This window comes from Herbiconiux sp. SALV-R1, from assembly GCF_013113715.1.
Classification (GTDB): Bacteria; Actinomycetota; Actinomycetes; order Actinomycetales; family Microbacteriaceae; genus Herbiconiux.
In genome coordinates, this window is sequence record NZ_CP053344.1 from 2,900,396 (window position 1) to 2,921,652 (window position 21,257).

Annotated in this window: 15 protein-coding genes and 1 other RNA gene; 2 read left to right on the forward strand and 14 right to left on the reverse strand. The window is 71.4% G+C overall.

Annotated elements, in window-relative coordinates; translation table 11 throughout:
• Positions 1 to 25 precede the first annotated feature (25 nt).
• The 5 genes from HL652_RS13925 to HL652_RS13945 all read right to left on the reverse strand — a co-directional run bounded on the left by HL652_RS13925 (position 26) and on the right by HL652_RS13945 (position 7,085).
• A complete protein-coding gene (locus tag HL652_RS13925) occupies positions 26 to 1,015 on the reverse strand; it encodes a glycoside hydrolase family 6 protein (RefSeq protein WP_253743291.1) in 990 nt (329 codons plus the stop codon).
• Positions 1,016 to 1,066: 51 nt separating this feature from the next.
• Complete coding sequence (locus tag HL652_RS13930; protein ID WP_171705877.1) at positions 1,067 to 3,571, reverse strand: putative bifunctional diguanylate cyclase/phosphodiesterase; 2,505 nt, start codon at positions 3,569 to 3,571, stop codon at positions 1,067 to 1,069.
• 153 nt (positions 3,572 to 3,724) lie between these two features.
• Positions 3,725 to 4,471 carry an SGNH/GDSL hydrolase family protein gene (locus tag HL652_RS13935; RefSeq protein ID WP_253743293.1) on the reverse strand — a complete coding sequence of 249 codons (747 nt, stop codon included), beginning with the start codon at positions 4,469 to 4,471 and terminating at the stop codon, positions 3,725 to 3,727.
• A gap of 106 nt (positions 4,472 to 4,577) precedes the next feature.
• Complete coding sequence (locus HL652_RS13940; RefSeq protein WP_253743888.1) at positions 4,578 to 5,615, reverse strand: aspartate-semialdehyde dehydrogenase; 1,038 nt, start codon at positions 5,613 to 5,615, stop codon at positions 4,578 to 4,580.
• Positions 5,616 to 5,753: 138 nt separating this feature from the next.
• On the reverse strand, positions 5,754 to 7,085 hold the full coding sequence (locus HL652_RS13945) for an aspartate kinase (RefSeq protein WP_171705878.1): 1,332 nt from the start codon (positions 7,083 to 7,085) through the stop codon (positions 5,754 to 5,756).
• A 172-nt stretch (positions 7,086 to 7,257) separates the two neighbouring features.
• Here HL652_RS13945 and HL652_RS13950 point away from each other — a divergent pair, with 172 nt between their 5' ends.
• Positions 7,258 to 7,464, forward strand: coding sequence for a hypothetical protein (locus tag HL652_RS13950; RefSeq protein ID WP_171705879.1), 207 nt, complete (start codon positions 7,258 to 7,260; stop codon positions 7,462 to 7,464).
• Between the two features lie 91 nt (positions 7,465 to 7,555).
• Here the strand turns inward: HL652_RS13950 and HL652_RS13955 are convergent, their stop codons facing one another.
• The 4 genes from HL652_RS13955 to HL652_RS13970 all read right to left on the reverse strand — a co-directional run bounded on the left by HL652_RS13955 (position 7,556) and on the right by HL652_RS13970 (position 13,999).
• On the reverse strand, positions 7,556 to 9,367 hold the full coding sequence (locus tag HL652_RS13955) for a bifunctional 3'-5' exonuclease/DNA polymerase (protein WP_253743890.1): 1,812 nt from the start codon (positions 9,365 to 9,367) through the stop codon (positions 7,556 to 7,558).
• 230 nt (positions 9,368 to 9,597) lie between these two features.
• On the reverse strand, positions 9,598 to 10,197 hold the full coding sequence (recR, locus tag HL652_RS13960) for a recombination mediator RecR (protein ID WP_171705881.1): 600 nt from the start codon (positions 10,195 to 10,197) through the stop codon (positions 9,598 to 9,600).
• A gap of 116 nt (positions 10,198 to 10,313) precedes the next feature.
• Positions 10,314 to 13,349: a DNA polymerase III subunit gamma and tau gene (locus tag HL652_RS13965; protein ID WP_371743646.1), complete on the reverse strand. Its 3,036-nt coding sequence runs from the start codon at positions 13,347 to 13,349 to the stop codon at positions 10,314 to 10,316.
• Between the two features lie 137 nt (positions 13,350 to 13,486).
• Positions 13,487 to 13,999, reverse strand: coding sequence for a GNAT family N-acetyltransferase (locus HL652_RS13970; RefSeq protein WP_171705883.1), 513 nt, complete (start codon positions 13,997 to 13,999; stop codon positions 13,487 to 13,489).
• Between the two features lie 97 nt (positions 14,000 to 14,096).
• On the opposite strand from HL652_RS13970, the gene HL652_RS21515 reads away from it, so the two are divergent.
• On the forward strand, positions 14,097 to 15,500 hold the full coding sequence (locus HL652_RS21515; RefSeq protein ID WP_216603898.1) for a GNAT family acetyltransferase: 1,404 nt from the start codon (positions 14,097 to 14,099) through the stop codon (positions 15,498 to 15,500).
• A gap of 377 nt (positions 15,501 to 15,877) precedes the next feature.
• Here the strand turns inward: HL652_RS21515 and HL652_RS13985 are convergent, their stop codons facing one another.
• From HL652_RS13985 to ffs, 5 genes are all read right to left on the reverse strand, one after another.
• Positions 15,878 to 17,077 carry an acetate/propionate family kinase gene (locus HL652_RS13985; RefSeq protein WP_171705884.1) on the reverse strand — a complete coding sequence of 400 codons (1,200 nt, stop codon included), beginning with the start codon at positions 17,075 to 17,077 and terminating at the stop codon, positions 15,878 to 15,880.
• Positions 17,074 to 19,428 (reverse strand): phosphate acetyltransferase, encoded by a 2,355-nt coding sequence (pta, locus tag HL652_RS13990; RefSeq protein ID WP_253743295.1) that lies wholly within the window; start codon positions 19,426 to 19,428, stop codon positions 17,074 to 17,076. The genes HL652_RS13985 and pta overlap by 4 nt, the downstream gene beginning before the upstream one ends.
• Before the next feature lie 177 nt (positions 19,429 to 19,605).
• Entirely contained in the window at positions 19,606 to 20,259 is a 654-nt protein-coding gene (locus HL652_RS14000) for a hypothetical protein (protein WP_171705885.1), read from the reverse strand.
• An 87-nt stretch (positions 20,260 to 20,346) separates the two neighbouring features.
• Positions 20,347 to 21,075, reverse strand: a complete 729-nt coding sequence (locus HL652_RS14005) for a hypothetical protein (protein WP_171705886.1) — start codon at positions 21,073 to 21,075, stop codon at positions 20,347 to 20,349.
• Positions 21,076 to 21,160: 85 nt separating this feature from the next.
• Positions 21,161 to 21,257: signal recognition particle sRNA small type (gene ffs / locus HL652_RS14010), an RNA gene on the reverse strand.

Here is a 21,257-nt window from a genome sequence, read left to right on the forward strand (position 1 = left end):
TGTGGGAGCCTGGCGCGCATCCGCTCTACCAGCCGGCGTTCGCCGCCAGCTCGAGCGCGTTCTCGTTCCACCACTCGCCTGCTACCGGCCCGCCGTTGCACTCGCCGTCGCTCTCGCCCGGGGGCTTCACCCAGAGGGTGGCGTCTTGCGCCGAACCCGACTTCGCGGGCTCGGGGGTCGAGCCGAGGGCGCGGCCGGGCGGGTTGCACCACTCGCCGTTCGACCCGGCACCGTTGCGGCCCGTGTCGATGACGTAGTGCGCGCCGTTCGTGAGCGCCGAGATGGAGTTCGCGTAGTACTGCTCGCGGTCGGTGGTGTTGTAGTTCGACACGTTCGTCGAGAAGCCGCGCGCCCGCTCGACGCCCGCCCGGTTGAGCAGGTCGGCCATCTCGGCGGCCGGGCCCCAGTTCGAGTGCCCGGCGTCGATGTACACGGTGAGGCCCGCCGCCACGAGCGTGTCGACCGAGTCGCCCACCTGCACGAGTCGCTCGTCGACGTTGTCGCACTCGTCGGCCAGGGCCAGCGCGTCGGGCTCGAGAATGACCACGGAGCCGCTGCCCTCGAGGCCGTCGGCGATCTCCTTCACCCACACGGGGTAGTCGTCGTTCGAGAGCCCGCCCGCCGACTGGTTGCCGCAGTCGCGGTTCGGGATGCCGTAGACCACGAACACGGGCGTCGCCTTGAGCTTCGCCGCCTCGTCGACGAGGCCTCCGACGTAGTCGCCCACGTCGCCGATGGTGTGCTTCTCGGGCGTCAGCCAGATGGCTGTCGGAACCTCGGCGATGCGCGTGAAGACCGCGGCATCGTCGTCGTCGCCCGCCTTCTTCTCGTCGGCGGCGGCAGTGGCGGCCTTCGACGCCGGGTCGACGAAGAGCGTCTTGCCGGCGAAGGGGTTGTCGCTCGCGACCCCGCCCTGCGAGAGGATGCCTCCGACGCCGATCACCATGGCCGCCAGAACGCCGACGATCGCGACGATCGCCACGGCGAGGCCGATGCGGGGCAGAACTCGTGGCACGGAGCTCCTTCTTCCTGTCGCGGGTCTCGGCTCAACTCTATCCCGCCCGCCCTATCCGGCCTCTCGGGCGCGGTCCCGTGTGCGGTCGCGGTCGCGGTCGCTGCGGTCAGCGCGGTCGGCGCGGTCTCGGCCGGGTGTTCCCGCCGCGCCGTTCGCCTTCAGCCGGGCCATGGTCTGGTTGAACGGCATCGGGCGCCCGTAGAAGAAGCCCTGGGCGTGCTTCACGCCGATGCCCGCCAAGATGTCCACAGCATCCTGGGTCTCGACCCCCTCGATGATGGTCGAGTAGTCGAACGCGTCGCCGAAGCCCTGCAGGGCGCGCACGACCTCGCGCTGACGGGTGTCGTCGAGATTGTCGACCAGGGAGCGGTCGATCTTCAGGATGTCCATCGGGATGCGCACCAGGGCGCCCACGGAGGAGGCCTCCGAACCGTAGTCGTCGAGGGCGATGAGCATGCCGAGCTCGCGGAAGTGCTCGGCCTGGCGGCGCAGGTCGTCGTCGATGTCCTTCACGGAGCGCTCGTTGAGCTCGAGGCAGAGCGTGACCTCGGGGTACTTCGGCACGATCTCCTTGAGGAACGCGCCGACGTGCTCGTCGCGGATCTGCTCCACCTCGAGGTTGATGGTCATCGTCGCGATGCCGGGAACCACCTTGTGGAACTCGCGGGCCGACTTCAGAGAGGCGGCGATGACCTGCTTGGTGAGCTGGTCCATGCGGCCGAGGCCCTTGGCCTTCTCGATGAGCGACGAGGTCGAGATGCGGCCGAGCTCGGGATGCGTGTACCGCACCAGCGACTCGAACGCCCAGATCTCGTCGTCGACCGTGTTCACGATGGGCTGGTAGACGACGTTGAGCACGCCGTCGTCGATGGCCTTCGCCACGATCTCGTTGATGCGGCTCGAGCGGTGCGGCGAGATGCCGATGCTCGACTCGAACGCCGGGCCGCCCTGCCGGCGCGACTTCTTGATGGCGAGCATCGAGTGGTCGGCGTCGACCACGATCGACTGCGGGTCGGTCTCCTGGTGGCCGGAGTAGGCGAGGCCCACGCTCACCAGCGGGCGGTACTCGCGCCCGCCGAGGGTGGCGGGGGCGCCGACGTTGGCCACGATGTGGTCGGCCACCTGCTTCGACTCGGCCAGCGACTGCAGTTTGGTGAGGATGACGACGAACTCGTCGCCGCCCACCCGCGCCACGAAGTCGTGCGAGCGCACGCTCGCGCGGAGCCGGGTGGCCACCACCGAGAGCACCTCGTCGCCGATGTGGTGCCCCTCGGAGTCGTTGATGCGCTTGAACTGGTCGAGGTCGATGAAGAGCACCGCGATGCCGGAGGCGTAGGTACGGTCTTCGTTGAGGCGGGCGAGCGAGCGCTGGAAGGCGTTGTAGTTGGGCAGGCCGGTGAGCGAGTCGCGGTCGACCTGATCGAGCAGCGTGTCGTAGGCGCCGCGCACGCGGGCGGTCTCGGAGGCCATGTGCCCGATGGCGTCGAGGGCCAGCTCGTCGTCGGCGGTGAACGGGGAGCCGCCGCTCTTGCGGCTCGCGATGAGGTACTCGGGCGGCTGCACGGCGTCTTGCTGGTGCTCCTGCGAGACCCCGTCTTCGGCCTCGGAGAACGACTCGGGGTTCAGCTGCGGGTCGGTCGAGTCGATCTCGGAGAACCGCGTGCCGATCTCGTTGCGGCCCGGAGGGGTGCGGCGGATCTCGAAGTCGGTGGCGTCGATGGCGCGGCGCGCGAAGTCGACCATCGTCTCCTTCGGGTCTTGCTCGGTGCTCCACGGCAGCGCACGGGCCGCGTCGACCACGCCGCTCAGCCGGCGCTCGCTGCTCCGGGTCTGCCGGCGCTTCGCCGCCCCGTAGAACACCATGGAGACCAACAGCAGCGGGATGGTCTCGCGGGCGATCTGCAGCTCCTCCTCGGGGCCGTCGACGAGACGGAGCATGCCCGTCGTCGTCACGAAGACGGCGAGCGCCACCAGAGCGCTCAGCCCCAGCACCCCGCCGAGGCGCCACAGGCTCAGGCCGCTGAAGCCGAAGGTGCTGTCGACGCTCCAGCGGCCACGCTCGCGCACGAACTCGATGACGAGCACGACGAGCACGTAGAGCACGACGCCCACGACGATGGCGGCGAGGTCGCTCACACCGAGGCCGATCAGCCAGCGCGACGAGGCGACGAAGGCGATGGCGCCGACCGTGGCCACGCCCGACCACTGCGCGGAGAGGTACAGCGAGCGCGTGCTGAAGGCGCGGGAGACGAAGTACGCGAGCACCCACATGCCCACGTCGAACACGGGGTTCGTGCCGGCCGTGCCCACCACGAGCAGGGCACTCGCCACACCGATCGGCGGGAGGCCCGCGGCGCGGCCGATCGGCAGCTGGAAGACGGCGGTGACGCCGACGCTGAGGAGGAAGACGATGCACGAGATCCAGCTGCGCGGCGGGTCGGCGATGCCCGCCGCGACACCGAAGGCGACAGTCGCCGCGGCGATCGCCATGAGCACGAACGACGTCGCCGCCGAGGTGGGCTGACGCTGTCGCTGCTCGAGCCGCACGGATGCCATGCGGTGAGCCTACCGCCGCGGGCGGGTGGGGGCGGGTCGGCACGGTTCTCCCCGACAAAGTCCGTGATGACTGCGGTCATCACGGACTTTGTGCGGGAGAACGTTGGGGGGCGTCGCGCCCGGGTCGGGCTCGGGTTCTGGGGTGGGCTCGGGTCAGAGGCCGAGGCGGGCGAGCTCCTCGTTCATGCGGGTGGCCATCGCGGCGTAGCCGGCGTCGTTGGGGTGGAGGCCGTCGGCGGCCATCCACTCGGGGTGGCCCTCGATCCAGTGCGAGGCGCCCGCGATGTAGTCGGCGCCGATGGCGTCGGCCTCGTCGTGCACCCAACCGATGATCTGTTCGACCGAGTCGGGGCGCGCATCCGTGTACCAGAACGGCTCGACGACGACGATGCGGGCCTCGGGCAGCTCGGTGCGCAGCGTGCTGAAGTCGGTGCGGATGGCCGACCTGATGTCGTCGGCCCGCTGCGGCATCGAGAAGTTGTCGTTGAGCCCCATCGTGATGAAGACGATGTCGGGGTCGGCGGCGATGACCTGGCTCACCTCGTCGGAGGCGGAGTAGTCGGGCGGGGTGCTGGCGCGGTTGTTCACGAAGCCGAGGCCGTTGACGCTGGGGTTGAACTCGTTCCAGCCGCGCTCGGCGCTGATGACGCTCGACCAGCGCAGGGCGGGGTCGGATGCGCCGGTTCCGAGAGTGTAGGAGTCGCCGTAGAAGGCGACGACCGGGGCGTTCGGGTCGAGCGGCGCGGTGGAGGGGCCGCTCTGGGGCCCGGAGCCGGCGGCGGTGCCGGTGTCGGCCCTCAGGGTGGGGGTCGGGGCGATGGCCGCGAAGGCGATGGCGACGAGCACCGCCGCGGCCGCCGCCACGGCGACGAGCACGACGAGGATCAGGGGCTTGCGCACATCCGTCGTTCGGAGCCGACGGTGGATGCGGTTTGTCGGTTCTTACGGACAAAGTCCGTCACAACGCGAGTTATGACGGACTTTGTCCGCAAGAAAGTGGCTCGGGCTAGACGGCCGCGCCAGCGGTCGCCGCCTGCGCGGCGGACGGCACCTCGGCGCCGTCGGCGATGAGCTCGGCGATCTGCACGGCGTTGAGGGCCGCACCCTTACGCAGGTTGTCGTTCGAGATGAAGAGCACGAGGCCCTTCTTGCCGGGCGCGCTCTGGTCTTGACGGATGCGGCCGACATAGCTCGGGTCGCTTCCGGCAGCCTTGAGCGGCGTGGGCACGTCGGTGAGCTGCACCCCGGGGGCGTCGGCGAGCAGCTCCTGGGCGCGCTCGGGCGTGATGTCGGAGCCGAACTCGGCGTTGATCGACAGAGAGTGGCCGGTGAACACGGGAACGCGCACGCAGGTGCCGCTCACGAGCAGCTCGGGCAGCTCGAGGATCTTGCGGCTCTCGTTGCGGAGCTTCTTCTCCTCGTCGGTCTCGAGGTCACCGTCGTCGACGATCGAGCCGGCGAGCGGGATGACGTCGAAGGCGATGGGCGCCACGTACTTCGCGGGAGCGGGGAACTCGACCGACGAGCCGTCGTGCACGAGGTTCAGCAGCTTCTCGGGGTCGGCGACGGCGGCCTGCGCCTGGCCGGCGAGCTCCTCGGCGCCGGCGAGTCCGGAGCCCGACACCGCCTGGTAGGTGCTCACGATGAGCCGCTCGAGACCGGCCTCCTTGTGCAGCACCTTCAGCACGGGCATGGCCGCCATCGTGGTGCAGTTGGGGTTGGCGATGATGCCCTTGCGGGCATCCGCCAGCGCGTGCGGGTTCACCTCGGAGACGACGAGGGGCACGTCAGGGTCCATGCGCCAGGCGCTCGAATTGTCGATGACGGTGACGCCTGCCGCAGCGAAGCGCGGGGCCTGGGCGCGCGAACCGGTAGCACCCGCCGAGAACAGGGCGATGTCGAGGCCCGTGGGGTCGGCGGTCTCGACGTCTTCGACCACGATGTCCTGGCCCGCGAACGGCAGGGTGGTGCCGGCCGAGCGCGCGGTGGCGAAGAAGCGGATGCTCGCGATGGGGAAGTCGCGCTCCTCGAGGAGGCGGCGCATGACCTTGCCGACCTGACCGGTGGCGCCGACGACGCCGACGTTGAGTGCCTTGCTCACGATGGTTCCTTCTTCTTCACTTCGTGGTTCGGGGGTCTTCTGCGGGGCGGCGCGGGGCGACGCGGGGCGGCGCTGCGCGCGTCAGCGGCCGGTGCCCGCGTGCACGACGGCCTCGGTGTCGGCGTCGAGGCCGAAGGCGGAGTGCACGACGCGGAGGGCGTCGTTGATGGTGTCGGCGCGGGTGACGACCGAGATGCGGATCTCGGAGGTCGAGATCATCTCGATGTTGATGCCCGCCTCGAACAGCGCCGTGAAGAGCTTCGCCGAGACACCCGCGTTCGTGCGCATGCCGGCGCCGACCAGGGCGAGCTTGCCGATCTGGTCGTCATACTGCAGCGCGGTGAAGCCCACGGCATCCTGATCGGCGCGGAGGGCGGTGAGCACGAGCTGGCCCTCGCTCTTCGGCAGCGTGAACGAGATGTCGGTGAGGCCCGTCGACGCCGCCGACACGTTCTGCACGATCATGTCGATGTTCGCGCCGGTCTTGGCGACGAGGGTGAAGATCTCGGCGGCCTTGCCGGGTACGTCGGGCACACCGACGACGGTGATCTTGGCCTCGGAGAGGTCGGTGGCGACCCCGGCGATGAGAGGCTCTTCCACGGCGTTCTCGCTTTCAGGAGTGGGGCTGACGGTGACGGATGATCCGGGCACGATCACGGGGCCGTACGGCTCCGCCTCGGTCGGGTTGTAGACGATCGTGCCCTCGTTGTTGTTGAAGCTCGAGCGCACGTGCAAGGTGACGCCGTGCCGGCGCGCATATTCCACGGCGCGAATGTAGAGCACCTTCGCGCCGTTGGCTGCGAGCTCGAGCATCTCCTCGCTCGTGATGCGGTCGATCTTGTGCGCCTTCGGCACCAGACGCGGGTCGGCCGAGAAGATGCCGTCGACGTCGGTGTAGATCTCGCAGATGTCGGCGTCGAGCGCCGCCGCGAGCGCGACGGCGGTGGTGTCGGAGCCGCCGCGGCCGAGGGTCGTGATGTCTTTGGTGTCGCGGTTGAAGCCCTGGAAGCCCGCCACGATGACGATCGCGCCCTCGTCGAGCGCCTCACGGAGCCGCACCGGGGTGACGTCGACGATGCGGGCGGAGCCGTGCTGCGCATCCGTGATCATGCCGGCCTGCGAACCCGTGAAGGAGCGGGCGGTGTGGCCGAGGCTCTCGATGGCCATGGCGAGCAGGGCCATCGAGATGCGCTCGCCGGCGGAGAGGAGCATGTCCATCTCGCGGGGGGCCGGGATGGGGGCGACGGCGTTCGCGAGGTCGAGCAGGTCGTCGGTGGTGTCGCCCATCGCGCTCACGGCGACGACGACCTCGTTGCCCGCCTTGCGGGTCTCGACGATGCGCTTGGCCACGCGCTTGATGCTCTCGGCGTCGGCGACGGAGGATCCGCCGTACTTCTGCACGATCAAGCTCACGGGCACTCCTGGGGGGGTCGTTGCACGGGTGGTGGAACCCGACTGTCGAGTATATCGTGCGGGTGTATTCCGGGGGGTGAATGTGGGGTGGGGGTGGGCGTCTTGGCGGGGTCGGGGCGTTCTCGCAGCATCCGTTTACTCGGGGTTCATGCGGCGGGCTTAGCGTCGCCGTATGAGCACCAGCAAGTGGACCGAGCAGGCGCTGCGCGCGCGGCTCCGGGCCGATGTCGCCGTCACTGCCGCCGGGCGTCACGTGAGCGCGGCGGATGCCGCGCGACGCCTCGAGTACCTCCGCATCGTCGCGGGGGTCGACGCCGGGGCGATCTCGCCCGACGCCGGGGCAGCGCTGTTCGACGAGATGTCGATCGCCCGCGGGTGACGCGGGCCGTCGCGCTCACTTTCTTGCGGACAAAGTCCGTCTGAACCCACGTTGTGACGGACTTTGTCCGTAAGAACGTCGGATGCGCGTGCTACTTGGCCTTGTCGTAGCTGTCGACGACGGCGACCGTCACGGGGAACTGCACCGGCGCATCCCCGAAGATGAGGCGGCCCGCTTCGGCGGCGGCCTCGCGCAGGTGCGTCGAGACCGCGTCGGCGTGCTGCTCGGGGGTGTGGATGAGCAGCTCGTCGTGGAGAAAGAACGCCAGGTGCGGCCTTGTGGAGAAGACGGATGCGCGGAGCGCGGCTGTGGAGGACTCACCGGCGCCGGCGGCCCGCTCTGTGGACAGTGACGGGATCGTCCACAGGCGGCGACGCAGGGAGCTGATCCAGCACAGGGCCCACTCCGCGGCCGTGCCCTGCACCACGAAGTTGCGGGTGAATCGGCCCCAGCTGCGCGCGGCCGAGCGCGCCCGCGCGCGGGCCGCCTCGGTGGCGCCGTCGGAGGCCGCAGCATCCTGAAGGTCTTGCCACGCGTCGTCCGGGCGGGGTGAGCTGCGGCCGAGCCGGGTGGTGACGACGTTGCCCGCCTCGCCGGCGCGGGCGGCGTCTTCGACGAACGCGATCGCCGCGGGGTAGGCGCGCGCCAGCCGTGGGAGCATGCGACCGCTCTCGCCGGTGGTGCCGCCGTACATGGCGCCGAGCATCCCGAGCTTGGCGTGCGCGCGGGTGTCGACGGCGCCGGAGGCGACGATGCCGTCGTAGAGGTCGCGGCCGAAGCCGGCGGCGGCCATGGCGCGGTCGCCCGAGAGGGCGGTGAGGATGCGCGGCTCGAGCTGGGCGGCGTCGGCGACGACGAACACGTGGCCGGGGTCGGCGACGACGGCGGAGCGCACGAGCTTCGGGAGCTGAAGCGCTCCCCCGCCCTCCGACGCCCACCGGCCGGTGACGACGCCGCCGGGGAGATAGGTGGGGTGGAAGCGGTCGTCGACGACCCAGGTGTCGAGCCAGTTCCAGCCGTTCGCGGTCAGGAGCCGGGCGAGCTTCTTGTACTCGAGCAGCGGGGGGATGGCCGGGTGACGGATGTTCTCGAGCTCCCATTGGCGGGTGCTGGAGACGTCGAGTCCGGCGCGGCGGAGCGACTTGACGAGCTCGACCGGGGAATCGGGGTTGGCGGTGGGGTCGCCGAGGGCGTCACGGATGCGCGTCAGCAGCTCCTCGAGCTTGGCCGGGCGGGTGCCGGGCACGGTGGGGCGGGGGCCGAGCGCGTTCTCGAGCAGGGAGTTGTGGCGGGCCGAGCTCCACGGGAGGCCGGCGTGCTGCATCTCGACGGCGGCGAGGCTGCCCGCCGACTCCGCGGCCAGGAGCAGCGCGATGCGCGAGGGGTCGGTGGCGGTGGTGGCGGCGCGCCGCTGGCGGCGGAACTCGAGGAGTTCGGGGGGTGCGGGGCGGCTGGGGTTCTCGGGGGTGCCCGCGAGGGCGGCCGGGGTGCTCTGCGGCACGGGGGCGGCCGGGGTGGCCGCGGGGACGGCGGGCTGCCGGTGTGCAGCCGACACGGAGCGTGTCTCCTGAGAGCGAAGCGACGGGCCGGATTCGGGTACGAGGGTGAGGTGATCGAAGAGGGTCGGGCCCTGGGAAATGGCGGGTTCGGGCACGTGGTGGGGTGCACCTGCAGCGGTCGGCATGGTCGCCCACGATTCGCGCGGGGCACGGGCGAGCTCGGATGCCGCCGTCAGGGTGGAGGCTCGCAGGATCGCATGGCAGAGCCTCAAGTCGACGCACCGTTCGACCCGTACCCCCGCGGCCAGGAGTCGCGGGTACCACGCGGCGGTGTCGTTCCACACCCACCGGGGGTGGGCGGCCTCGAGCAGACGCGCAACCTCGACGAACTCGGCTTCCGTCAGCGGGAGCGGCTCGCCCGTCGCCGGTTCTTGCGGACAAAGTCCGTTCAAAACGAGGTTTGGACGGACTTTGTCCGTAAGAAATGTGGGAAAGGTGCCAGGTTGTCCGGAGTCGTCGACGGGGTGGAGGGTGACCATGCCGGGGCTTGGTGCCGACACCACGATGTGGGTGGCGGGTGCAGCATCCGATGGTGGGGTGGCCGCCGGGTGAGGGGCGGCCGGGGTGGGCATGGTCAGTTCTCGACGAGGCGGCGGCCCTCGAATGCGCGGCCGAGGGTGACTTCGTCGGCGTATTCGAGGTCGCCTCCGACGGGGAGGCCGGAGGCGAGGCGGGTCACGCGGATCTCGAGCGTGGTGAGCAGCCGCGACAGGTACGTGGCGGTCGCCTCACCCTCGAGGTTGGGGTCGGTGGCGATGATGACCTCGGTGACCTCGCCGTCGGCGAGGCGCTGCATGAGCTCGCGGATGCGGAGGTTGTCGGGGCCGATGCCGTCGATCGGGCTGATGGCGCCGCCGAGCACGTGGTACAGGCCGCGGAATTCGCGGGTGCGTTCGATGGCGACGACGTCTTTCGCTTCCTCGACCACGCAGATGAGGGCGCGGTTGCGGCGCGGGTCGCGGCAGATGCCGCACGTCTCCTGCTCGGAGACGTTGCCGCAGATCTGACAGAAGTGCACCTTCTCGCGCACGTCAGTGAGGATCTGCGCGAGGCGGCTCACGTCGAACGACTCGGTCTGCACGATGTGGAAGGCGATGCGCTGGGCGGACTTCGGTCCGATTCCGGGGAGGCGGCCGAGTTCGTCGATGAGGTCTTGGACGATTCCTTCGTACATGTCGTTCTCTTCTCCGCTCGTGCGGTGGTGTTCTCGGCTGCGCTGGAGCGGTGGGGGCGGCCTAGCTTGGGTGCGGGATGCGCGTCACGGTTCGCGGGTCGGCTCGGGTCGGCTGGTTAGCCCTCGCCGAGGGGGCGGGGGTCGCGGCTCGGGAGGGGCTGCTCCTCGATGAAGTTGGCTCCGAGGATCTCGCGGACGACCGCCTCCCCGTAGCGCGCGCGGCCGGATGCGGTGGTGGCGACAGGCGCCGGCGGCGCGGAGGCCGGGGCGGTGTCGGGGCCGGGCTCGAAGCGGAGGGCGCCGGGGCGGCGCTCCGAACCGGATGCGGGGGCGGACGCGGACGCTCCGGATGCGGTCGTCGGGGCACCGGGGCGGTTCGGCTGTGCGCCATCGCGGGCTGCGCCTGCGTCGCCCGGTCGGATGGGCGTCGCCGGCGTCGCACGGGTGTACGGGTCGGGCATGGCGTCGGCGCGATCGGCGGGCAGCTCGGGCTCGTCGCTCGGCATCGGCTCGTCGAAGAACGGCGGCTCGTCATCGTCGGATGCGGACGATGACGGGATCGCGACGACATCCCAGCTGGTGGTGGGTGATGCGTTCCTTGTCGGCGCGGGGCCCCGCTGGGGTTCGGGTCGCCGCTCAGTGGCCGGACGCTGAGCCTCGGCCGCTCGGTCGACAGCGGGAGCGGGCCGCTGCGCCTGCCCACCCGCCTGCCCCGACGGCTGAGCCGGACGCTGAGCCGGCCCACCCGCTGACTCGGGGCGCGAGGCCGACCCCTGGGCGGGCCCACCCGCTGGCTCGGGACGCTCGTGCGTCGGCGGTCCCGCTTGTGCAGGTGGCTGTGAGGGGGAAGCCGCGGCCTGGGGGCCGTCGACGCCGGCCGGGCCGGCAGGTGTCCCGGCTGCAGGGGTCACCGGAGCCGCGGGGGGCGGAGGGGTGGGTTCCTCGAAGGAAGATCCGCCGAGGTCGGAGACGCCAGGAGTCGACCACTCTGACGCAGGCACGGGAGCGGGGGTTCGCCGCGCGGGGATCGTCATCCCCGCGACCTGGGTGGGAGCCGACGCAGACGACGCCGGCGCGGGTGGCGTGGAGTGCTGGGCGGGCGAGGTCGCTGCGGAAGCACCCGCTTCGCGGGTCGCGCCTGCAGGCTGTTCCGCCGGAGACGGGGCGGCCGCGTTCGTCGGCGCCGCGGGTGCAGGCGAGAGGTCCGCGGGCGCTTGGCTCGATGCAGCAGCAGCGGGTGTGGGCGCCTGATCGGCGGGCTGTGCGTTCGGTGCCACGGCGGGAGGAGCGCTCGGCGCTGCACTTGGCGCGGGTGACCGATCGGTGGGAGCAGCGCTCGCGCTCGGGGCGCCGCCCTCCGGGGCGTCGTGGGGGCGGAGGGAGGTGTCGACGCGGGCGATGTACTTGACGCGGAGGCCGAGGACGTCGACGATCGCCTGGCGGAGGTATTCGCTGACGCCCTGGCCGGGGGCGGAGCGTTCCTTGAAGCTGGCGACGTCGTTCTCGCTGGGGAAGGCGAGGGTGAGCACGTCGCCGTCGAGGGAGCGCACCTGGGCGGTGAAGACGACGAGCCAGGCAGTCATCTTCGCCTTCTGGACGCGGTCGAGGATCTCGGGCCACGCATCTTTCAGCTGCTGCACCGACACGGTGCCGGGCTCGACGGGCTCGGAGAGCGGGGCTGCCGACGGTGGGGTCGCCACGACATCGGGAGTGTTGACCGCGGATGCGGCCGGGACGGCCGGCGGAGTGGGCGCGGTGGGTGGGGTCGCAGGAGCATCCCCGGGGGCGTGAGACGCGGGATCGCCAGAACCCGACGACGGCACCGCCTGCGAAGACGTGGGCTCGGCCGAGCGCGTCGGAGCGGTTCCCGAACCCGGCGCGGTGACGGCCCAACCACCCGCCGCACTCTCGGGCGAGGCAGACGGGGCGTTGCCGCCCGACAGCGGCGAGCTCGGCGCTGCGGGCGGGGCCGATGGGGGTGCCACAGCCGAGGAGGCTGCCGCGCTCGACGCAGGCCCAGCATCCGCTCCTCCCCCGTCGACCCCGATGCGCCGCTCGAGCCGCTCCACCCGCGCCAGCGCGCCGCGCTGCGTGTCGTCGACCGACGGCACGAGGGTGCGCGCCACCATCAGCTCGAGGTGCAGCCGCGGCGAGGTCGCCCCCGTCATCTCCGACAGCGCGGTGTTCACGATGTCGGCGACGCGCGAGAGCTCGGCGTGACCGAACAGGGCCGCCTGACGGCGCATCACCTCGATCTCGTCGGCCGGAACTCCGCGCAGCACCGACGGCGCCTGCTCGCGCGTGGCCTCGACGACGATGATGTCGCGCAGGCGCTCGAGCAGGTCTTCGACGAAGCGCCGGGGGTCTTGGCCGGTCTGGATGACGCGGTCGACCGCGTCGAAGGCCGCCGCCCCGTCGTGCGTGCCGAGCGCGTCGATGGCCTCGGAGAGGAGCGCCCCGTGCGTGTACCCGAGCAGCGCGACGGCGCGCTCGTACTCGACCCGGTTGCCCTCCGAGCCCGCGATGAGCTGGTCGAGCAGCGACAGGGTGTCGCGCGCCGAGCCGCCGCCAGCGCGCACGACGAGCGGCAGCACTCCGGGTGCCACCTCGACGCCCTCGGAGTCGCACAGCTGCTGCACGTACTCGAGCAGCTGCGCCGGCGGGATGAGCCGGAACGGGTAGTGGTGCGTGCGCGACCGAATGGTGCCGATGACCTTGTCGGGCTCGGTCGTGGCGAAGATGAACTTCACGTGCTCCGGCGGCTCTTCGACGATCTTGAGCAGCGCGTTGAAGCCGCCCGAGGTCACCATGTGCGCCTCGTCGATGATGAAGATCTTGTACCGGTCGCGCGCGGGCGCGAAGATGGCCCGCTCACGCAGGTCGCGTGCGTCGTCGACACCACCGTGGCTGGCGGCGTCGATCTCGACCACGTCGAGCGAGCCCATGCCGTCTCGGCTCAGCTCGACACAGCTCGGGCAGACCCCGCACGGCGTGTCTGTCGGCCCCTCGGCACAGTTGAGGCAGCGGGCCAGGATGCGCGCCGACGTCGTCTTGCCACAGCCTCGCGGGCCGCTGAAGAGATAGGCGTGATTGACCCGGTTCGTGCGCAGTGCCGTCATGAGCGGATCGGTCACCTGGGACTGCCCGATCATCTCGGCGAAGTTCTCTGGCCGGTAACGGCGATACAGGGCGGTGACCACGCGACAAGACTACCTGCGGCCTCCGACACCGGGGTCGCTCCCGGCGAGCTGGGGACAACCGACGGATGCGCGCCGGAGGCCCGAGGACCTCACCCTTCCAGGTCGCGGGCGTAACAGACCGAGATATCGGAGCCGATGTAGGCGCCGAAGGCGGGAATGCGCGAGTACCCCTCCCGCTCGTAGAACCGCATCGCGTCGGGTTGCGCCGTGCCGGTCTCGAGCAGCAAGCGGGTCACGCCGAGGGCCCGCGCCTCGTCTTCGAGCGCGCGGAGCACCGCCGTCGCGACGCCCGTTCCGCGCGCCTCAGGCCGCACGAACATGCGCTTCACCTCGACCTCGCCGTCGCCGAGCGGGCGCAACCCACCGCATCCGAGTGCCGTACCGTCGGCGTCGCGGGCCACCAGGAACACCGGTACCGAGTCGGCCGTCGGCACCTCGCCCGGCTCGTGGTCGTCGGAGCCGTAGCGGGCGTCGAGCTCAGCGCGCTGCGCGGCGCGCAGGGAGGCAGCGTCGGGGTGGTCGTAGGGAACGCGCTCGAGGGTGAAGGAGACGGATGCGCGGTGCGGCTTCGGCGGCTCGGCCGGTATCGAGGACGGGTGCATGGCTCAGGATCCTTTCGTAACATACATTACGGTAACGTATGTTACGAAGTCCGGAGGGCCGGCCGGCCGCTGAGATGTCGAGGAAGGGTGGGGCTGCATGGCTCGCAGGCGGGATCTGGCTGACCAGAGGGAGCGTCTCTCGGAAGCGACCTGGTCGGTGCTCACCGAGCGTGGGCTCGCGGGGCTCACCATCCGCGCGGTCGCCGAGCGCGCCGGGTGCACGACCGGGCTGGTGATGCACGCTTTCCCGAGCAAGGAGGCGCTGCTGCTGCACGCGCGGGAGCTGCTGCACGAGCGCACGCGAGTGCGGGCGGATGCGGTGGAGGCGGAGCGGGAGGGGCGGGATCCGGCGGAGACGTTGCTCGCCGTGCTGCTCAACGGCGCGGCGCTCGATGACACCGGGGTCGATGAGGCGCGTGTGTGGGTGAGCTACCTCGCGGCCTCGCTCGCCGACGACGGGCTCGCCGAGCGGCACGTGGCCGGCAACCGCAGCTTCATCGGGCGGGTCGGACGGTGGGTGGCGCTGTGCCGTCCTGACCGCTCTGCCGAGTCGAACTCGACGGATGCGCTCGCCCTCGTCGCCCTCGTCGAGGGCCTCAACGCCCTCAGCTCCGCCGACCCGGAGAGCTACTCCCCCGCCGTGCAGCGCCGCGTGCTCTCCGCCGCAGTAGCGCGCCTCGTCGCCGCGGGCCCCGCGGCGGGCGCGGGTGCGGCGGGCGCGGGTGCCGCTGCGGTGAGCGCGGCTGCAGCGGGTGCCGTGGGTGCGGGCGCTCTCGGCGTGGGTGCCGCGGAGTCGACGGGTGCGGGTGCGCTGGGCGCGGGCCCAGCGGGCCCAGCGGGCCCGGCGGGCGCAGGTGCGGCGCGTGAGGTGGGCGCGGGCGCGGATGCGGTGGGCGCGGGTGCGGCGGCCACCGCCGGGGTGGGCGACACTCGCCCTCACGTCGAGGAGCCAGCTGGCGGGGAGGGGGCCGCGGATGGCGGGACGGATCTTGGGGGCGGTGGGGCCGCATCCGCTCTGCGTGGGCTGGGGCGAGGGCGGAGGGTGCGGGTGCGGCCGTATGAGGTGGGGGATGACGAGGGGATCGTGGGGTTGTGGGAGGAGTGTGGGTTGACGCGGGCGTGGAATGATCCGCGGCGGGACATCGCGCGGAAGAAGACGGTGCAGCCGGAGTTGTTCCTGGTGGGGGAAGCTGTCGATGAGGAGGGGCGGGCGTTGCGGGACGGTGCGGGTGGTCCGGTCGTGGTGGCGACGGCGATGATCGGGTACGACGGGCATCGGGGGTGGGTGAACTACCTGGCGGTGTCGCCCGGGATGCAGGGGCACGGGGTCGGCGGCGCGCTGATGCGGCAGGCGGAGGAGCTGTTGCGGGAGAGGGGGTGCCCGAAGCTGAATCTGCAGATCAGGGCGGGGAACGAGGGCGTGATGGCGTTCTACCGGTCGCTCGGGTACGAGCCCGACGGCGCCGTGGGGTTCGGCAAGCGGCTCATCGCCGACGCCTGAGTCGGCGGTGCGGTGGCGCGGTGGTGCGTGCCGTCGCACCATGGGGCCTGCGGCAGCGAAGCGCGGTAGCGGGAGAGCGACGGACGTGCGCGGGCACGGTGGTGCGTGCGTCGCGCCATGTGGACCTGCGGCAGCGAAGCGCGGTCGCGGGAGAGCGACGGACGTGCGCGGGTGTGGTGGTGCGTGCCGTCGTGCCATGGGGCCCGCGGTGGCGACGCGCGGTAGGTAGAGGGCCACTGACGCGCGGAGGCGAAGGGATGCGTCGAATAACCTCGGCGCGCAGCGCCAAGCCCGCGCAAGCGCGCGCAGCGCCAAGCCCGCGCAAGCGCGGGCAGCGCCAAGCGCGCGCAGCGCAGCGCGCCCCCCGCTACGCCCCGCTACGCGCCCACCGCGGCCGCCGCCTGCCGCGCGATCTCGAGTTCCTCGTTCGTGGGCACCACGAGCACGGCGACGCGCGAGTCGTCGGTGCTGATGCGCCGCGCGCCCTGCGCCGCCGTCCCGGTGAGCTCGTTCCGGGCGGGGTCGACCTCGATGCCGAGCTCCTCCAGCCCCGCGAGCGCCCGCGCCCGCACGAGCGGGTTGTTCTCCCCCACTCCCGCGGTGAACACGATCGCGTCGACGTGCCCGAGCTGCGCGTAGTACGACCCGATGTACCCGCGAAGCCGGTGCACGTACACGTCGAGGGCCGCGGCAGCCTCCGCGTCGCCCGCCGCCGCAGCCTTCTGCACGTCGCGCATGTCGCCGGTGCCGGAGAGCCCGAGGAGGCCGGAGCGCCGGTTCAGCAGCTCGTCGAGCTCGGCGAACCCTATGCCGGTCTTGCGGTTGAGGTGGAACAGCACCGCCGGGTCGAGGTCGCCCGACCGCGTGCCCATCACGAGCCCTTCCAGCGGCGTCATGCCCATCGACGTCTCCACCGACCGCCCGCCGTCGACCGCACACGCCGACGCCCCGTTGCCGAGGTGCAGCACGATCGTCTTGGTCGACTCGAGCGGCCGCCCCATGAAGCGCGCGGCCTCCCCCGACACGTACTTGTGCGAGGTGCCGTGGAACCCGTACCGACGGATGCGCTGCTTCTCCGCCAGCTTCGCATCGATCGCGTAGGTGTACGCCGACGGCGGCAGGGTCTGGTGGAACGCCGTGTCGAACACCGCCACCTGCGGCACCTCGGGGAACGCCTTCTGCGCCGCCTCGATGCCCTGCAGGTTCGCCGGGTTGTGCAGCGGGGCCAGCTCGGCCAGGTCTTCGATGTTGATCTTCACCAGATCGGTGATGACCGTCGCCTCGTGGAAGCGCTTGCCGCCGTGCACCACCCGGTGCCCCACCGCGGTGAGCGGATGCTTGTCGAGCTGCGGCCCGTGCTCGCCGAAGGCCTCGAGCATCGCCTCGAACCCGGCGGTGTGATCGGCGATCGGCAGCTCGCGCTCCCACAGCCCGACCTGCGTCGTGTGGCGCGTGTGCCCCGACGACTCGCCGATGCGCTCGACCAGCCCTGAGGCGAGCACCTTCTCCGACTCCACCTCGATCAGCTGGTACTTGAACGACGACGAGCCGCTGTTCACGACCAGGATCGTGCTCATGCCTGGGCCCCCGAACCGGTGGCGGCCTGGATGGCCGTGATGGCGATGGTGTTCACGATGTCGGGCACGAGCGCTCCTCGGGAAAGATCGTTGATCGGCTTGTTGAGCCCCTGCAGCACGGGCCCGATGGCCACCGCTCCGGCGCTCCGCTGAACAGCCTTGTAGGTGTTGTTGCCCGTGTTCAAGTCCGGGAAGATGAACACTGTCGCACGCCCCGCCACCGCCGAGCCGGGCATCTTCGCGGCGGCGACCACCGCATCCGTCGCCGCGTCGTACTGGATGGGCCCCTCGACGGGGAACGCGGGCCCGGATGCGCGCACCAGCTCGGTCGCCTCGCGCACCTTCTCGACGTCGGCGCCCGATCCCGACGAGCCGGTGGAGTATGACAGCATCGCGACGCGCGGGTCGATGCCGAACTGCGTCGCTGTCGCCGCCGACGACACGGCGATGTCGGCCAGCTGGGCGGCGGTCGGGTCGGGCACCACGGCGCAGTCGCCGTAGACGAGCACGCGGTCGGCCAACGCCATGAGGAACACGCTCGACACCACCGACACGTCGGGGCGGGTCTTGATGATCTCGAACGCCGGCCTGATGGTGTGCGCCGTGGTGTGCGCCGCGCCCGACACCATGCCGTCGGCGAGTCCGAGCTGCACCATGAGCGTGCCGAAGTACGACACGTCGACGACGGTGTCGTAGGCCATGTCGTAGGTGATGCCGCGGTGCGCGCGCAGGCGCTGGTACTCCTCGGCGAAGCGGTGCCTCAGCTCGGGGTCGAACGGGCTCACCACGGCTGCGGCGTCGAGGTCGATGCCCAGTTCGGATGCGCGGGCCCGCACCGCCTGCTCGTCACCGAGGATGGTCAGACGCGCCACCTGGCGCTTCAGCACGGTGTTGGCGGCGAGCAGCACGCGGTCGTCGTCACCCTCGGGCAGCACGATGTGGCGGTCGGCCGCGCGGGCGCGGTCGAGCAGCCCGTACTCGAACATGAGCGGCGTGACGACGTCGCTCGAGCTCACGTCGAGCAGGCGCATCAGCTGCGTGCCGTCGACGTACTGCTCGAACAGCGAGAGCGCGTTGTCGTACTTCAGCGAGGAGTCGGCGGCGAGCTTGCCGCGGGTGTGCGTGATGCGCACCGCGGTCTCGTAGGTGCCGAGCTCGGTCGTGATGATGGGGAGCTTCGGGTCGAGGCCCTTGATGAGGCGCACGACCGGCTCGGGGATCTCGAATCCGCCATTCAGGATGATTCCCGCCAGCGACGGGAAGGTGCCCGAGGCGTTCGCCATGAGGGCGGCGAGCAGCAGCTCTTCGCGGTCACCGGGCACGACCACCACGGCACCCTCGGTGAGGCGCGGCAGCACGTTGCGCATCGACATGCCCGCCACCACGACGCCGAGCGCCTCGCGCGCGAGCAGGCGGTGGTCGCCCATCACGAGGGTGCCGCCGATCGACTCGACGATGCCGGCCATGCTCGGGGCGACCAGCACACGGTCTTCGGGGATGGCCCAGATGGGGATGCGGCGGGGCTGCACCGGGCCCGAGACCAGGGGAACGGATGCGCGGGGTGCGGGAGGAGCATCCGTCGCGCCGCTGCCGGCGCCGGCCGCGTCGGGCCGGTCTCCGTCGTCGTCGTGTTCGTCGTCGCTCGCGACCATCGACACCGCGCCCGTCGCCACCGGCGACTCCTTCGCGGCCTGCACGAGCCCCTCGACGGCGTCGCGGGCGGCGACCCCGATCGCGTCGCGGATCTTCTCGAGGTTCTCGGGGTCGGAGCGGTTCGCGACGATGCCGACGAGGGTGGCGTGCGCGTTGCGCAGCTCGACCAGGGCGATCTCGGTGATCTGCCGCATGTCGTCGGCCGAGCGGGGCGGGGCCTGGCCGAGGAGCTCGTCGCTGCCCTGTCCGCGACGGCCGCCGAGCACGAGCAGCACGGGGGCGCCGAGGTTCGCCGCGATGCGCGCGTTGAAGCTCAGCTCGGTGGGGCTGCCCACGTCGGTGTAGTCGCTGCCGAGGATGACGACGGCGTCGCACTGCCGCTCGACCGCCTTGTAGCGTTCGACGATGCGCGACAGCGCGGCATCCGGGTTCTCGTGCACGTCGTCGTAGGTGACGCCGAGCGCGTCTTCGTAGGGGATCTCGGCGTTGTCGTGCTCGAGCAGCATCTCGAGCACGTAGTCGCGGGCGCTCACCGAGCGGGCGACGGGGCGGAACACGCCGACCCGCTGCACCGAGCGGCGCAGCATGTCGAGCACGCCGAGGGCGACGGTGGACTTGCCGGAGTGGCCCTCCACCGAGGTGATGTAGATGCTCTTCACGCCGGCGGCGCGGGGGGTCGGGGTGTCAGGTAGCGTCACGGAATCCTCTTCGGTCGTCCGTGCTCAAGTCTAGGGCGGGGGGCCTCGGCGCGCCCGGGCGCGGGCTGCGCCCGTTCGCCCGCGTTGGTCGCGCAAAGTGCTCGAAAGCTGCGGGATACGAGCAGATTGCGCGACCAACTCGGGGCGACGGCGGGGGTCAGCGCGGGTCAGCGCGGGTCAGGCGCCGCAGTACTCGGGGGCGACCTCGGCGCTCGTCGTGACCGTGACGATCACGATCTCGTCGGAGCCCATCGGCTCGAAGTTGATGGTCGACTCGTCGCCCGAGATGCGGTAGACGGTCTCGCCGCCGCGGTTCTGGTAGGTCTCGATCATGGGGTAGGCCGACTGCAGCTCTGCGACGGTCGAGCCCACGCCGATGCCCTCGGCCGTGCGCGGCACCTCGGCCGAGGGGTCGAAGGAGTCGACGGCCAGGGAGCGCACGGCGACGATCGGCGCCTGCGGGTCGGACTCGTCGATGCCCGACACCGCGGTGTACGCGAGCCCGTCGAGCGAGTAGCTGTCGACCCCGGCGCGGCAGGTGTCGGGCGTGAGACCGAGCTCGGTCTGCAGCGCGGGGAGGGTGCCGCCGAGGCGCATCGGGCCGATGCCGTCGAGCGAGACGAGCCAGGTGCCCGGGTCGGCGGGGTCGTACGAGTCGGCGTCGGGGGTCGGGGCGGGCGAGTCGGTCGGCTCGGCGCTCGCTGTCGCACTGGGCGTCACGGTGACCGTGACGGTGGGGGCGGGTGCGGGGTCTGCAGCCGAGCATCCGGATGCGGTGAGCGCCACCGCGAACGACAGAACGGCAAGCGCGAGCCCGCTGCGGATCTTCATGATCTCCCCCTCGTGCGGCATCCGTGCCGTCGGATCGGTTCGGAGATGCCTGCTCAGACTCTAGGGCCTCGGGGGCGCGCTGCGGGGCTAGCCGCAGTACTCCTTCGGCTTGATCGGTGCCGAGGTGACCTCGATGATCTGGATGGTGCCTTTGCCGTAGTCGTCGAAGTGGATGTACGTGGTGCCGTCGGTGATGCGGTAGGCCGTGGAGTTCACCGCCTCGTACGGCTCGGCGTCGGGGTAGGCGGCGAGGAGTTCGTCGATCGTCGAGCCGACGCCGATGCCCTCGGCGGTGGTGGGGATGCCGGTGACAGAGGACTTCGCGACGGATTGCGAGATCACGAGGCCGACGGTGGCGGTGTCGCCCTCACCGGTGCCGCCGTCGGTGGAAGCGACGACCGTGGAGTCGAAGAAGCTGTCGACGCCGGGGCGGCAGGAGTCGGTGGGCGCGACGATCGCCTCGACCTCGGAGAGGGGTGTGCCGAGAGTGATGGGGCCGATGCCGTCGAAGCCGATGGTCCAGGTGGAGGGGTCGGCGGGGTCGGGGTCGGATGCGGGGGCGGGCTGGGGTGCACCGGTCGCGGGGGCGTCGGTGGGGGTGGCCGGGGGCGTCGCGGTGATCATGGGGACGGATGCGGTGACGCTGGGGATGGGGAAGGGCGTCGAGCCGGGGTCGGTGCCGGTGCCCGTGCCGGCGCAGGCGGCGAGGGCGAGCGCGGCGGCGGCGGCGAGGCCGGCGACAGCGAGACCCGAAATGGGGCGCATGCGTGGGCGCGGGCGCGCGTGGAAGCGGGGTGGACGCTGGGCGGGTCGCATGGGGCCCACGCTACAACCGTCGTGGAGAACGTCAACGCCCTCGGAGACTTCGGTGCGCATCCGTGATGTGACGACATCGGGGAAAAGAAAGGACTCCCCGCGCACCCGCCAGAGCCCGGTTACCCTTGCTGCGTTTCCGCCCTGGGGGAGTTGGCCTGGATGGCGCCACACGGGGAGCCGGG